Consider the following 13,379-nt stretch of genomic DNA (forward strand, 5'->3'; position numbering starts at 1 on the left):
GCTGGGCGGGCAGGACAGGGGTGGCATCGCAAGCCGCTCCCCGATACTCGCTTGGTTGCGATGCCGCCCCTGTCCCGCTGGAGGGATTCAGGCGGCTTGTGGCATGAAAGGCTGGGCACTCCCGCGCAGGCGGGAGTCCAGCGTTTCGTTTTAGCCGCCTGCGATGACGTGACGACGCCTGAGCGGCGCGCGTTATGCGCCGCTGGCGGGCTTGCTGTCCGCCGCGGGCTTGGCCGCTTCCGGCTTGGCCTCGGACTTGGTTTCCGCCGGCTTGGCGGCATCGCCGGCCAGGTTGCGCTTCTTGTCGCCCTCTTTCTTGAAATCGGTTTCGTACCAGCCGCCGCCCGCCAGCCGGAACTGCGGCGCGGTCAGCTGGCGGTGGACGCGCCCTTCCGCGCCGCAGGCCGGGCAGGCGGCGGGATCGGCATCGGACAGTTTCTGCAAGCGGTCGAAGGCGTGCCCGCAGGCATCGCAGGCGAAGGCGTAGATCGGCATCGTTCGGTCCGGTAGAAATGGCCCGGCGCGGATATCGCGGCGTTGTGCCGCCATTTCAAGCCCCCCGCTGCCATGGCGTAAGCTTGGGCTTGCCGCTTCCGGAGAACGCCCATGCAAAGCCGTCCCGTGCTTGCCGCCATCGTGATCGCCCTGGGCTTGGCCGGTGCCGGCTGGCTGGCCGCCAACGGCATGGCCCGCTTGCGGACGGCCGACCGCTTCGTCACCGTCAAGGGCAGCGCCGAGAAGATCGTCAATGCCGACCTGGTGGTCTGGCCGCTGGCCCAGAGCGTGGGCGGCAATGACCTGACGGCGGTGCAGGCCCAGTTGGAGGCCAATACCCGCACCATCCGGGACTTCCTGATCCAGGCCGGATTCGGTGACGGCGAGATCGTGCTCAGCCCGCCGCGCCTGGAAGACCGCTGGGCCTATGCCTTTGGCGACAACCGCCCCCCCGAGCGTTTCCGTTATTCCAACACCGTCACCCTGCGCACCGCACGCGTGCAGGAGGCGCTTGCCGCCCTGCGCCGCAGCGGCGATATCGTCGCCCGCGGCGTCATGCTCAACACCGAGGAAGGCGGTGGCCCGCAGTTCGATTACACCCAGCTCAATGCCATCAAACCGGCGCTGATCGCCGAGGCCACCGCCAACGCGCGCAAATCGGCCGAACAGTTCGCCAAGGATTCCGGGGCCAGGCTGGGCGGCATCCGGACCGCCAACCAGGGCGTGGTGAGCATCGAAAACCGCGATGCCGGCAGCCCGCAGATCAAGAAGATCCGGGTGGTGACGACGGTGGACTATTTCCTGCGTGACTGAAGGCGCCGATCAGGCCCCCTCATAGAGCGCCAGCAGCTCCGCCTCGGCGGTCTCCAGCTCCGCGCGCAGCTGCAGCTGGGTGCGGCCCAGGTCGGCCACCTTGCCGGCATCCGCGTAGACCGCGGGATCGGCCAGCTGCGCCTCGCAATCGGCCAGCTTGCCTTCCAACCGCGCCACCCGTTCCTCGGCTTTCTGCAGTTTGTGCGGGTTGGGCTTGGGCCTGGGAGGGGCGGGCGGCGGTGCTGCGGCCACGGGCGCCGCCTTTGGTACCGGCGTCTTGGGATTGTCGGCGCCGGGGCGCGTCCGCAGCCACGCAGCATAGTCGTCCAGGTCACCGTCGAACGGCTCGACGACGCCGTCATGCACGCGCCAGTACTGGTCGCTGACCAGGCCGATCAGGTGGCGGTCGTGGCTGACCATGACGATGGCACCGTCGAAGTCCGACAGCGCCTCGGCCAGCGCCTCGCGCATCTCCAGGTCGAGATGGTTGGTGGGCTCGTCCAGCAGCAGCAGGTTGGGCTTGCTCCACGCCAGCAGGGCCAGCGCCAGCCGCGCCTTCTCGCCACCGGAGAAATTGTCGATGACCTCGAACGCGCGGTCGCCCGGGAACTGCCAGCCACCGAGGAAGTTGCGGAACTCCTGCGTCGGCGTGTTGGGCGAGAGCGCCTTGAGGTGGTCGATCGGCGTGGTGCCCATCACCAGCGATTCCACGGTGTGCTGCGCGAAGTAGCCGATGCGCAGGTCGGGGTGGGCCAGGCGCTCGCCCGACATCGGCGGCAATTCACCGACCAGGGTCTTCACCAACGTCGACTTGCCGGCGCCGTTGACGCCGAGCAGGCCGATACGGTCGCCGGCCTCCAGGCCGAAGCCGACGTTGCGCAGGATCGTGGCGCCCGGGCCGTAGCCGCAGTCCGCACCGCGCAGCGACAGCAGCGAATTCGGCAGGCGCAGCGGCGCCGGCAGCTGGATGCTGACCCCGCGCTCCACCCGCACCGCCTCGGTGCCGGCCAGCTTCTCCAGCCGCTTCATCCGCGACTGCGCCTGCCGGGCCTTGCTGGCCTTGGCCTTGAAGCGGTCGATGAAGCCCTGCAGGTGGGCGCGCTCGGCCTGCTCCTTCTCGAAGGCGATTTGCTGCTGGCGCAGGTGCTCGGCGCGCTGACGCTCGAACGCGGTGTAGTTGCCGACGTACAGCTTCGCGGTGCCGTCGTGCAGGTGCAGGATGTGGGTAGTGACGTTGTCGAGGAACTCGCGGTCGTGGCTGATCACCAGCAACGTGCCGTCATAGCGCTTCAGCCACTCCTCCAGCCAGACCACGGCGTCGAGGTCGAGGTGGTTGGTGGGCTCGTCGAGCAGCAGCAGGTCGCTGGGCGTCATCAGCGCGCGCGCCACGTTCAGGCGCACCCGCCAGCCGCCGGAAAAATCCGCGACCGGCTTGTCGTGGGTCTCCGCGGGGAAGCCCAGCCCGTGCAGCAGGCGGCCCGCGCGGGCGGTACCGTCGTAGCCGTTGACCTCTTCCAGGCGCTGGTGCGCCTCGGCCACCGCTTCCCAGTCCTCCGCCGCGAAGGCGTTGGCTTCCATCTGGATCGCCGCGTGCACGGCGGCGTCGCCAGACAGCACGAAGTCGATGGCCGGGTCCGGCAGGTGCGGGGTTTCCTGGGCAACGCTGGCGATCCGCGCCTTGCCCGGCAGCTCCAGATCGCCCTTGTCGGGCTCGACCTCGCGCATCAGCGCGGCGAACAGCGAGGACTTGCCGGCGCCGTTGCGGCCGACCACGCCGACACGCCAACCGGCATGCAGGGCCAGGTCGACGTTGGACAGCAGGAGGCGTTCACCCCGGCGCAGGGCGAAATTGCGGAAGGAGATCATGGGCGGGCGATTGTACCGGCTGTGCCCGGCACTCCGCCGAGACACAAAGACACCTACCTTAGCGCATATCGGTATGCCGGGGCTTGCTTGCAGCGCGGTTAAGCCGGTGTTAAAGGTTGAGCGTGGTCATACCTCCCGGAGAATCCCATGCCCCGTATCACCCCGTTGGCGCTTGCCCTGTCCTCCCTGCTGGCTGCACTGCCCGCAGCGGCCCAGCAGGCCGAACCGACCAAGAAAGACGCCCGCACGCTGGACACCCTGATCGTCACCGGCACCCGGGTGACCGACCGCACCGTGGCGGAATCGCAGTCGCCCATCGACATCATCACGCCTGAAGTACTGGAATCCACCGGCACCACCGAGCTGGCCACCGCGCTCTCACGCGCCCTGCCTTCGCTCAATTTCCCGCGTGCCGCGATCAATGACGGCACCGACGCCATGCGCCCGGCGCAGCTGCGCGGCCTCGCCCCGGATCACGTACTGGTCCTGGTCAATGGCAAGCGCTACCACCTGGGCGCCCTGGTGAATGTCAACGGCAGCCAGGGCCGCAGCTCCTCGCCGGCCGATCTCAACAGCATCCCGATCGCCGCCATCGAGCGCGTCGAAGTCCTGCGCGACGGCGCCTCGGCCCAGTACGGTTCGGACGCCATCGCCGGCGTGGTCAACATCGTGCTGAAGGGCTCCGCCAGCGGCGGCAGCGCCGGCGCCACCTACGGCGAGTACAAGGAAGGCGACGGCGCCAAGTATCAGGTGATGGCCGATACCGGGCTGGCGCTGGGCGCCAGCGGCAAGGTGCATCTGGCCGCACAGTTTGGCCACCAGGATCAGACCAACCGCGCCACGCCGTATGCCGGCGCACAGACCTCCAGCTCGCCGCCGGTTGGCCAGACCGTCCAGCGCCTGGGTGACCCGGAAGTGGACAACCGCTCGGTGACCTTCAACGGTGAGCTGAAACCGGCCGACTACCTCACGTTCTATTCCTACGGCATCTACACCCACCGGGAGACGCTGTCGAACGGGTTTTTCCGCGCTGCGGGCGACTCCCGCAACATCCCGTCGATCTACCCCAACGGGTTCCTGCCCAAGATCTTCAACACCAGCAACGACTACCAGCTGGTGATGGGGATGCGCTCGTCCATCGGCGAGACCCAGTTCGACGCCAGCTACACCTATGGCTACAACGACCTGCGCTTCGACGTGAAGAACTCGCTCAATCGCAGCCTGGGCCCCAGCTCGCCCACCGAGTTCTACGCCGGTACGCTCAAGTACACCCAGCACGTGCTGAACCTCGACCTGAACCGGCCGGTGAATCTGGGGCTGGCCTATCCGGCCACGCTCTCCTACGGCCTGGAGTGGCGAGGCGAGCAGTACGACATCGGTGCCGGCGAACCGAACTCCTATATCAATGGCGGCGTGCTGCTCAACGGCAACCCCACCCCCTCCGGGGCACAGGTGTTCCCCGGGTTCCGGCCCAGCGACAGCGGCACCTTCGACCGTCACAGCACCTCGTTCTACGTGGGCCTGGAAGGTGATCTGACCGACAAACTCTCGGCCGGCCTGGCTGCGCGCCATGAGCGTTACAGCGATTTCGGCAACACCACCACCGGCAAGCTGAGCACGCGCTACGTGTTCAACGACGCGGTTTCGCTGCGCGCTACCGCCAGCACCGGCTTCCATGCGCCCTCGCTGCAGCAGCAGTTCTACCAGACCACATCCACCAACTTCATCGGCGGCATCCCCTATGACATCGTGACCTTCCGGGTGACCAACCCGGCCGGCATCGCGCTGGGGGCCGAACCGCTGAAGCCGGAGAAATCCCGCAACCTCAGCCTGGGCCTGGTGCTGACCCCTGCCAACGGGCTTTACCTGACCGCCGACGCCTACCGGATCAAAGTGACCGACCGCATCACCCTGTCGGAAAACCTCACCAGCACCGCAGTGCGCAACTACCTCAATGCCAACGGCTTCCCGTCGGTCGGCGGTGGCCGCTACTTCACCAACGCGCTGGACACCACCACCACCGGCATCGACGTGGTGGCCACCTACACCACCCAGCTTGCGGCCAGCAGCATCGACTGGACGCTCAGCTACAACCACAACAAGACCACGGTGGACCGGGTGGCACCGAACCCCGCCGCCCTGCAGGCCATCGACCCCAATGCGCTGCGGATCGGCCGGGTGGAACTGGCCCGCTTCGAGGTGGGCGCGCCACGTGACAAGTTGATGCTTGGCGCGGACTGGAAGGTGGGTTCCTGGACGCTTGGCGCGATCGTCAGCCGCTATGGCAAGTTCACCATCCTCAACAACAACCCCACCCTCGACCAGACGTTTGGCGCCAAATGGCTGACCGATCTCAGCGCCCGTTACAACACCGGCGGCTGGGAGTTCGCGCTCGGTGCCGACAATGTGTTCGACACCTACCCGGACAAAGTCATCCCGCCGAACACCAACTCCGGCCAGTTGATCTGGCCAACCCAGAGCCCGTTTGGCTTCAACGGCGCCTACTACTACGGACGGATTGCATACAAGTGGTGATCTGACGCCTGCATGCCACCCATCGACGCCCCGGCCCGCCGGGGCGTCGTCGTATGCGCAAGCCCGGCATGCGATCATCCCGTTGCGCGCACGTCCGGATGCCCCATGCCGCACTCAACGTCTCTGATCACCCTGCTCTGTCTTGCCTTCGTGCTGGCCTTCGGCTTTGGCCTGTTGGCACAACGGCTGCGGATGTCTCCCCTGGCCGGGTACCTGCTGGCCGGCGTGGTGGTCGGCCCGTTCATGCCGGCGCTGGTGGGCGATCAGACCCTGGCCCCGCAGCTGGCCGAGGTCGGCGTGATCCTGCTGATGTTCGGCGTGGGCCTGCATTTCTCCCTGCAGGATCTGCTGCAGGTCCGCGCGGTGGCCATCCCCGGCGCTCTGCTGCGCATCCTGCTGATGACGGCGCTGGGCTGGGGCGTGGGGCGGCTGTCCGGCTGGAGCGACAGCAGCGGGCTGGTGTTTGGCCTGGCGCTCTCGGTGGCCAGTACGGTGGTGCTGCTGCGCACACTGGAAGAGCATCGCCTGCTGGATTCGCGGATTGGCCAGGTCACCGTCGGCTGGGTGGTGGTGGAAGACATCGCCATGGTGCTGGTGCTGCTGCTGTTGCCGCCCCTGGCCGCCGGCGGCCATGCGGCTTCGCTTGCGGGCCTGTGGCCGCGCCTGGGCGAAACCGTGCTGAAGCTGGCCGTGTTTTTGGCCTTCATGCTGGTGGTGGGACGCCGGGTGATGCCCTGGATCCTGGCGCGGGTGGCCGGCACCGGCTCGCGCGAACTGTTCACCCTGTGCGTGCTGGCCACCGCGATGGGCGTGGCGTTTGCGGCAGCGGAGCTGTTTGGGGTGTCGTTCGCGCTGGGCGCGTTCTTTGCCGGCATGCTGCTCAACGAGTCCGAGTTCTCGCACAAGGCCGCCAACGACTCCCTGCCCCTGCGCGATGCCTTTGCCGTGCTGTTCTTCGTGTCGGTGGGCATGCTGTTCGATCCGGCCATCCTGCTCCGGCAACCCCTGCAGGTGGCGCTGACCGTGTTTCTGATCGTGGTCGTCAAAGGCGCCCTCAGCTGGCGGGGCCTGCGCATGCTGGGCGAGCGCGATGAAGATGCCCGCCTGGCCGCCGCCACCCTGGCGCAGATCGGCGAGTTTTCCTTCATCGTGATGGGGCTTGCCCTTTCACTTCGCCTGCTGCAGCCGGAAGTGCGGGATCTGGTGCTGGCCGGCGCGCTGCTGTCGATCGTCCTCAACCCGCTGCTGGTGGCCATGCTGTTGCGACAGGTCCGCAAACGCCGCGAACAGGCCTGCCTGGAAGCGCCACCGCTGCCCGCTGATCTGCGCGACCACACCATCGTGATCGGCTACGGCCGGGTTGGCCGTGACCTGCTGCGGCTGCTGCGTGAGCGCCATGTGCCGGTCGTGCTGATCGAGGAAGACATCGAGCGGGTGCACGCCGCGCGCACCGCCGGTTTCCCGGCCATCCGCGGCAACGCGGTGCTTCCACAGGTGCTGGCCAACGCCCGGCCCGAGCTGGCGAAACTGGCCATCCTGGCCATCCCACGGGCGCTGGAGAGTGGTGAGACCATCGCCCACCTGCGCGCCCTCAACCCTGCCATCACGGTGCTGGCACGGGCCCACAGCGAAGGCGAGGTCAAGTATCTGCTCGCCCACGGCGCGGATGCCGCCGTGCTGGCCGAGCGCGAGCTGGCCTACTCGCTGGCCGATATGGTGCTGGCCACGCCACCGTACCGGCCCGCGCGCACAGCCCCGCACGCCACCTCCTGACACGCAGACAGGCGCCGGAACCCCGGCGCCTGTTCTGTGGCAATGCCTGCCAATGTGAGCCTGGCGCCCCAAGGGGCACCCGGCATCGGGCTTACTTCACGAACACCAGCCTGCCGCCCTCGGCATCCACCTTGACGGTGTCGCCGCTGACAAACGCGCCCGACAGGATCTGCTGCGCCAGCGGGTTTTCGATCTGCTGCTGGATCGCCCGCTTGAGCGGACGTGCGCCGTACACCGGATCGAAACCGATGTTGGCAAGCAGATCGTAGGCCTTCTCTGTCAGCGTGATGCGGATGCCGCGTTCGGCCAACCGCTTCTCCAGACCGCGCAGCTGGATGCGGGCGATCTGCTTGATCTGCGCCTTGTCCAGCGGGTGGAACACCACGATGTCGTCCAGCCGGTTGATGAACTCCGGACGGAAGTGCGCCTGCACCACGCCCATCACCGCTGCCTTCATCTTGGTGTAGGCCTCGGGCGAGTCTTCCCCGGCCATTTCCTGGATCATCTGGCTGCCCAAGTTGGAGGTCATCACGATGACCGTGTTGCGGAAGTCCACCGTGCGGCCCTGGCCGTCGGTCAGGCGGCCATCGTCCAGCACCTGCAGCAGGATGTTGAACACATCCGGATGCGCCTTTTCCACCTCGTCCAGCAAAATCACGCTGTAGGGACGGCGCCGCACCGCTTCGGTGAGATAACCCCCTTCCTCATAGCCGACATAGCCCGGAGGCGCACCGATCAGACGGCTGACGGCGTGCTTCTCCATGAACTCACTCATGTCGATGCGCACCATCGCATCCTGACTGTCGAACAAAAACTCCGCCAGCGCCTTGCACAGCTCGGTCTTGCCCACGCCCGTGGGGCCCAGGAACAGGAACGAGCCGCTGGGCCGGTTGGGGTCGGACAAGCCGGCACGCGAACGGCGTACCGAATCGGACACCACCTTGATGGCTTCCTCCTGGCCCACCACGCGGGTGCGCAGCGCCTCTTCCATCTTCAGCAGTTTCTCGCGCTCGCCCTCCAGCATCTTGCTGACCGGGATGCCGGTCCAGCGCGACACCACCTGTGCGATCTCCTCGGCCGTGACCTTGTCCTGCAGCAGGGTGAAACCGCGGGATTCGGCTTCTTGCGCCGCCTTCAGCTGCTTCTCCAACTCCGGCAGGGTGCCGTACTGGATCTCGCTCATCCGCGCATAGTCCTGACGGCGCTGCGCGGCTTCCAGCTCAAGCTTGGCCTGCTCGATCTGCTCCTTGATTTTGGTCGCGCCCTGCAGGGTGGCTTTTTCCGCCTTCCAGATTTCTTCCAGATCGGCGTACTCGCGCTCCAGCTCGGCGATCTCTTTTTCCAGATCGGCAAGCCGCTGCTTGGATTCGGCGTCTTTTTCCTTTTTCAGCGCCTCGCGCTGGATCTTGAGCTGGATCAGCCGGCGCTCCTTGCGGTCCAGCTCTTCCGGCTTGGAGTCGATCTCCATGCGGATACGGCTGGCCGCCTCGTCCATCAGGTCGATGGCCTTGTCGGGCAACTGGCGATCGGGGATGTAGCGATGGGACAGGGTGGCGGCGGCGACGATGGCCGGGTCGGTGATCTCCACGCCGTGGTGCACCGCGTAGCGCTCCTTCAGGCCGCGCAGGATGGCGATGGTGTCCTCCACGCTCGGCTCGCCCACGTACACCTTCTGGAAGCGGCGCTCCAGCGCAGCGTCCTTTTCAATGTACTTACGGTACTCGTCCAGCGTGGTGGCGCCGATGCAGTGCAACTCGCCGCGCGCCAGCGCCGGCTTGAGCATGTTGCCGGCATCCATCGCGCCATCGGCCTTGCCGGCACCGACCATGGTGTGCAGCTCGTCGATGAACAGGATGATCTGGCCTTCGTTCTTGGCCAGATCATTGAGCACGGCCTTCAGGCGCTCTTCGAACTCGCCGCGGAACTTGGCGCCGGCAATCAGCGCGCCCATGTCCAAGCTGAGCAGGCGCTTGCCGCGCAGCCCTTCCGGCACTTCGCCGTTGACGATGCGCTGGGCCAGCCCTTCAACGATCGCGGTCTTGCCCACGCCCGGCTCGCCGATCAGCACCGGGTTGTTCTTGGTACGCCGCTGCAGCACCTGGATGGTGCGACGGATTTCCTCGTCGCGCCCGATCACCGGGTCAAGCTTGCCGCCCTCGGCGCGCGCGGTCAGATCGATGGTGTATTTCTCCAGCGCCTGCCGGGTGTCTTCCGCATTTTCGTCGGTCACTTTTTCGCCTCCGCGCATTTTTTCGATGGCTGCCTGCAGCTTTGCCTTGTCAACACCGGCCGCCTTGAGCGCACGCCCGGCATCGCCACTGTCCTCCAGCGCTGCCAGCAGGAACAGTTCGCTGGCGATATAGGCATCGCCACGCTGCTGGGCCAGCTTGTCGGTGACGTTGAGCAGGCGGAGCAGGTCATTGCCGGCCTGCACATTGCCAGCCTGACCGGTGACCTTGGGCAGCTTGTCCAGCGCCTCGGTCAGGCGCTCGCGCAGCACCGGCACATTGACGCCCGCCTGTGCCAGCAGGGGCCGGGTGCCGCCGCCCTGCTGGTCGAGCAGCGCCAGCAACAGGTGCACGGGTTCGATGAAATTGTGGTCGCGCCCCACGGCCAGCGACTGCGCATCGCTCAAGGCCTGCTGGAAGCGCGAGGTGAGTTTGTCCATGCGCATCGTGTCGATCCTTTCAGAGGGGCCGTCGTGGCCCAATGTGCGCCAGATGTGGTTGGGTGGGCGTGATTCAAGTCAAGTCGCACACATTGTTGAGACGCGGTTATGCTGCGCCGGTGAGACCTTGGCACCTCTACTTGCTGCGCTGCCGCGACGGCAGCCTGTACGCCGGCATTGCCACCGACGTCGAGCGTCGCTTCCGCCAGCACAATGCCGGAAAGGGGGCGAAATACACCCGCGCGCATCCGCCCGATTGCATCCTGGCCAGCCGCGCCTACCCGGACCGGGGCAGCGCGCTGCGCGCGGAATGGGCCATCAAACAGCTGCCGCGCCAGCGCAAGCTGGCCTGGCTGCTGGCTGGCGGTCACACCTCCCCACAGCCCCGCACGGGCCTGCCGTCCCGCACATCGCAGGCAGCAGGCCCGCCGGAATGCCCCTTGGCAGCGCCTTCGGCGAGCTAAGCTAGCGCTGCGCCGTGAACCAGGCCAAAGTCGCCATTCGCCCGCTGCGGCCGTCACGGCGGTGCGAGAAGAAGCGCGCCGGATCGGAGATCGTGCACAGACCGCCGCCATGGACGTCGCACACGCCGGCATCCAGCAGGCGCTGGCGCGCGAGGGTGTACAGGTCCACCTTCCAATGCCCGGGCCGGGTCGGCAGGAACGCCATACGCGCCCGCCCGTCGCGGGCGGCAAAGGCGTCGAAGACTTCTGTGCCGACCTCGTAAGCCCGTGGCCCGGCCGCGGGACCCAACCAGGCCACCAGCCGGTCCGGCGGCGTGCGCATGGCCGCCACCGTGGCCTCCAACACGCCGGCACACAAGCCGCGCCAGCCGGCATGGGCGGCGGCGATTTCCAAGCCGTCCTTCGCCGCGAACACCACCGGCAAGCAATCGGCGGTGAGGATGGCGAGCACGTTGCCGGGCGTGGACGTGACGGCAGCGTCGGCTTCGGGTTCGTCGTCGGGCTCGACGGCCACGGCCACGCCGTGCACCTGCCGCAGCCAGCGCGGCGCGGACGGCAGGGCCAGCGCGGCCGCAAGCTGGCGACGGTTCTCCTCGACCGCCTCCGGCGCGTCGCCGCAGCGCGCGCCGAGATTGAACGCGTCGAACGGCGGCTGCGAAATCCCGAGGCCATGGCGCAGCGTGGTCAGTGCGTGCACCCCGGGCGGGGCGGGCCAGTCGGCGCGCAGGAACGGGCTCATCGCCGCTGGCGCTCCGCCTCCGCATGGGCGGCGGCGTCTTCCCGCAGCAATCGCATCAGCTGCTGCATGTCGTCCGGCACCGGGGCTTCGCAGCGCACCGGCTCGCCGGTGATGGGATGGGCGAACGCCAGCACTTCCGCGTGCAGGGCCTGCCGCCTGAAGCCCCGCAGCGCCGCGATGAGAGCCTCGGAGGCACCCTTCGGCAGCTTCAACGACCCGCCGTACAGCGGATCGCCGACGATGGGGTGCTTGAGGTGCGCCATGTGGACACGGATCTGGTGGGTGCGGCCGGTCTCCAGGCGGCACTCCAGGGCGGTATGGGCGCGGAAGCGCTCGCGCAGGCGGTAGTGGGTCACCGCGTCCTTGCCATCCTCGCGCACGGCCATGCGCAGGCGGTCGCGCGGATGGCGGTCGATCGCGGCACTGGCGGTACCGCCGGAGACCAGCGCACCGACCACGATGGCCAGATACTGCCGGTGCACCTCGCGGGCCGACAGCTGCGCCACCAGCGCGGTGTGCGCAGGCAGGGTGCGGGCCACGACCATCACCCCGCTGGTGTCCTTGTCCAGGCGGTGGACGATGCCGGCGCGCGGCAGCTTGTCCAGCCCCGGGTCGCGGTGCAGCAGGGCGTTCACCAGCGTGCCGGCCGGATTGCCCGCGCCCGGGTGCACCACCAGCCCGGCCGGCTTGTCCAGCACGAAGACGTGCTCGTCCTCGTACAGCACATCCAGCGGGATGTCCTCCGCCACCGCGTGCGTCTGCACGTCCTCCACCGCATTCAGCACGATGGTCTCGCCGCCCCGCACCGGGTCGCGCGGGCGCGCGGGCGCGCCGTCCACGGCCACGTCGCCGGACTTGATCCAGGCCGACAGGCGCGAGCGGGAATACTCGGGAAACAACTCGGCCAGCACCGCGTCCAGGCGGCGGCCGGCGCAGGTGTCGGGGACGAGGGCGGTGCGGGGTCCGGTCTGGGGCATGGAAGTTCCGTAAGCCGCCGGCAACGGCGGGAAGCGCCCGGGCTTGATCGCGACCGGGGGCTGCTATTATCCAACGTTCATGCCTCCGGCGCCCGTTCGATGCCCATGACCCAGCGTTCCGCCCTGCTGCGCACCCTCCTGCTGCTTGCGCTCGCCCTCGCCGTGACCGGCTGTGCGGGCCTCAAGAACCGGTTCAAGGACAAGGACAAGAACGAAGGCGTGCCGGTGGGCGCGCTGTACGACCGCGCACACGAGATGATGGAACACGGCAGCTGGTCCAGCGCCAGCGAAGTGTTCGGCCGGCTGATCGCGCAGTATCCGTACGGGCCATTCACCGAACAGGCCCTGATGGAACAGGCCTACGCGCAGTACAAGTCCGGCAAGTACGAAGACGCGATCTCCACCATTGACCGCTTCATCCGCACCTACCCCACCCACAAGAACATCGCCTATCTCTACTATCTGCGCGGCATCTCCAACATGGCGCGCAACACAGTATTCCTGGCGCGCGCGTTCAAACTGGACGCCAGCACCCGCGACTTGCAGGCGCCGCTGCAGGCCTACGATGACTTCAACACCCTGATCACCCGGTACCCCAACAGCCGCTATGCGGGTGATGCCCGCCAGCGCATGGTGTTCCTGCGCGACCAGTTCGCCCGCTTCGAGCTGAATACCGGCCTGTACTACCTGCGCCGCGATGCCTGGGTATCGGCTGCGGATCGCGCCATCTATCTGCTGGAGACCTATCCGCAGAGCGCCTACCAGAACGACGCGGTGGCGCTGCTGGCCGAGGCGTATACCCGCATGGGCGAGAAAACCCTGGCCGCGGATGCACGCCGGGTGCTGGAGCAGAACGACCCGCAACACCCGTGGCTGGCCGGCAACTGGCCCAAGTACCCCTCGGTGCTCAAGCGGATGAATCCGTTCAGCCCGGACGTGCGCTGAAATTTTCCGGCTGCCGCGGCAAGTCCACGGCAGGACGCAATCGGCAAAGGCAGGCGCGACCCGCCCGCCGCCCACGCGTTTATCTGCCTGGCGCCCGGGTGCTA

At 67.6% G+C, this 13,379-nt stretch carries 10 protein-coding genes; 5 read left to right on the top strand and 5 right to left on the bottom strand.

The genetic code is table 11. The features are described from left to right. Positions 1–192: 192 nt before the first annotated feature. Positions 193–495 (bottom strand): FmdB family zinc ribbon protein, encoded by a 303-nt coding sequence (locus tag ACK4SG_RS06645; protein WP_409600948.1) that lies wholly within the window; start codon positions 493–495, stop codon positions 193–195. Between the two features lie 111 nt (positions 496–606). Here ACK4SG_RS06645 and ACK4SG_RS06650 point away from each other — a divergent pair, with 111 nt between their 5' ends. Further along, a complete protein-coding gene (locus ACK4SG_RS06650) occupies positions 607–1,308 on the top strand; it encodes an SIMPL domain-containing protein (protein WP_409600949.1) in 702 nt (233 codons plus the stop codon). Between the two features lie 9 nt (positions 1,309–1,317). Here ACK4SG_RS06650 and ACK4SG_RS06655 read toward each other — a convergent pair whose 3' ends face one another. After that, positions 1,318–3,174 carry an ABC-F family ATP-binding cassette domain-containing protein gene (locus ACK4SG_RS06655; RefSeq protein ID WP_409600950.1) on the bottom strand — a complete coding sequence of 619 codons (1,857 nt, stop codon included), beginning with the start codon at positions 3,172–3,174 and terminating at the stop codon, positions 1,318–1,320. 147 nt (positions 3,175–3,321) lie between these two features. Between ACK4SG_RS06655 and ACK4SG_RS06660 the strand changes: the two genes are divergently transcribed. Together ACK4SG_RS06660 and ybaL are read left to right on the top strand one after the other, a co-directional pair. Beyond that, positions 3,322–5,709 (top strand): TonB-dependent receptor, encoded by a 2,388-nt coding sequence (locus ACK4SG_RS06660; protein ID WP_409600951.1) that lies wholly within the window; start codon positions 3,322–3,324, stop codon positions 5,707–5,709. 105 nt (positions 5,710–5,814) lie between these two features. Beyond that, positions 5,815–7,482, top strand: coding sequence for a YbaL family putative K(+) efflux transporter (gene ybaL / locus ACK4SG_RS06665; protein ID WP_409600952.1), 1,668 nt, complete (start codon positions 5,815–5,817; stop codon positions 7,480–7,482). A 91-nt stretch (positions 7,483–7,573) separates the two neighbouring features. Here ybaL and clpB read toward each other — a convergent pair whose 3' ends face one another. After that, entirely contained in the window at positions 7,574–10,156 is a 2,583-nt protein-coding gene (gene clpB, locus ACK4SG_RS06670) for an ATP-dependent chaperone ClpB (RefSeq protein ID WP_409600953.1), read from the bottom strand. 89 nt (positions 10,157–10,245) lie between these two features. Here clpB and ACK4SG_RS06675 point away from each other — a divergent pair, with 89 nt between their 5' ends. Beyond that, positions 10,246–10,614, top strand: a complete 369-nt coding sequence (locus ACK4SG_RS06675) for a GIY-YIG nuclease family protein (RefSeq protein WP_409601343.1) — start codon at positions 10,246–10,248, stop codon at positions 10,612–10,614. Position 10,615: 1 nt separating this feature from the next. Here ACK4SG_RS06675 and pgeF read toward each other — a convergent pair whose 3' ends face one another. Together pgeF and rluD are read right to left on the bottom strand one after the other, a co-directional pair. Continuing rightward, a complete protein-coding gene (pgeF, locus tag ACK4SG_RS06680) occupies positions 10,616–11,353 on the bottom strand; it encodes a peptidoglycan editing factor PgeF (RefSeq protein ID WP_409600954.1) in 738 nt (245 codons plus the stop codon). Continuing rightward, a complete protein-coding gene (gene rluD / locus ACK4SG_RS06685; RefSeq protein ID WP_409600955.1) occupies positions 11,350–12,330 on the bottom strand; it encodes a 23S rRNA pseudouridine(1911/1915/1917) synthase RluD in 981 nt (326 codons plus the stop codon). The genes pgeF and rluD overlap by 4 nt, the downstream gene beginning before the upstream one ends. 105 nt (positions 12,331–12,435) lie before the next feature. Here rluD and ACK4SG_RS06690 point away from each other — a divergent pair, with 105 nt between their 5' ends. Next, positions 12,436–13,275: an outer membrane protein assembly factor BamD gene (locus tag ACK4SG_RS06690; RefSeq protein ID WP_409600956.1), complete on the top strand. Its 840-nt coding sequence runs from the start codon at positions 12,436–12,438 to the stop codon at positions 13,273–13,275. The last annotated feature ends 104 nt before the right edge of the window (positions 13,276–13,379 follow it).

The organism is Thermomonas sp., assembly GCF_046293095.1.
Taxonomy (GTDB): Bacteria; Pseudomonadota; Gammaproteobacteria; order Xanthomonadales; family Xanthomonadaceae; genus Thermomonas.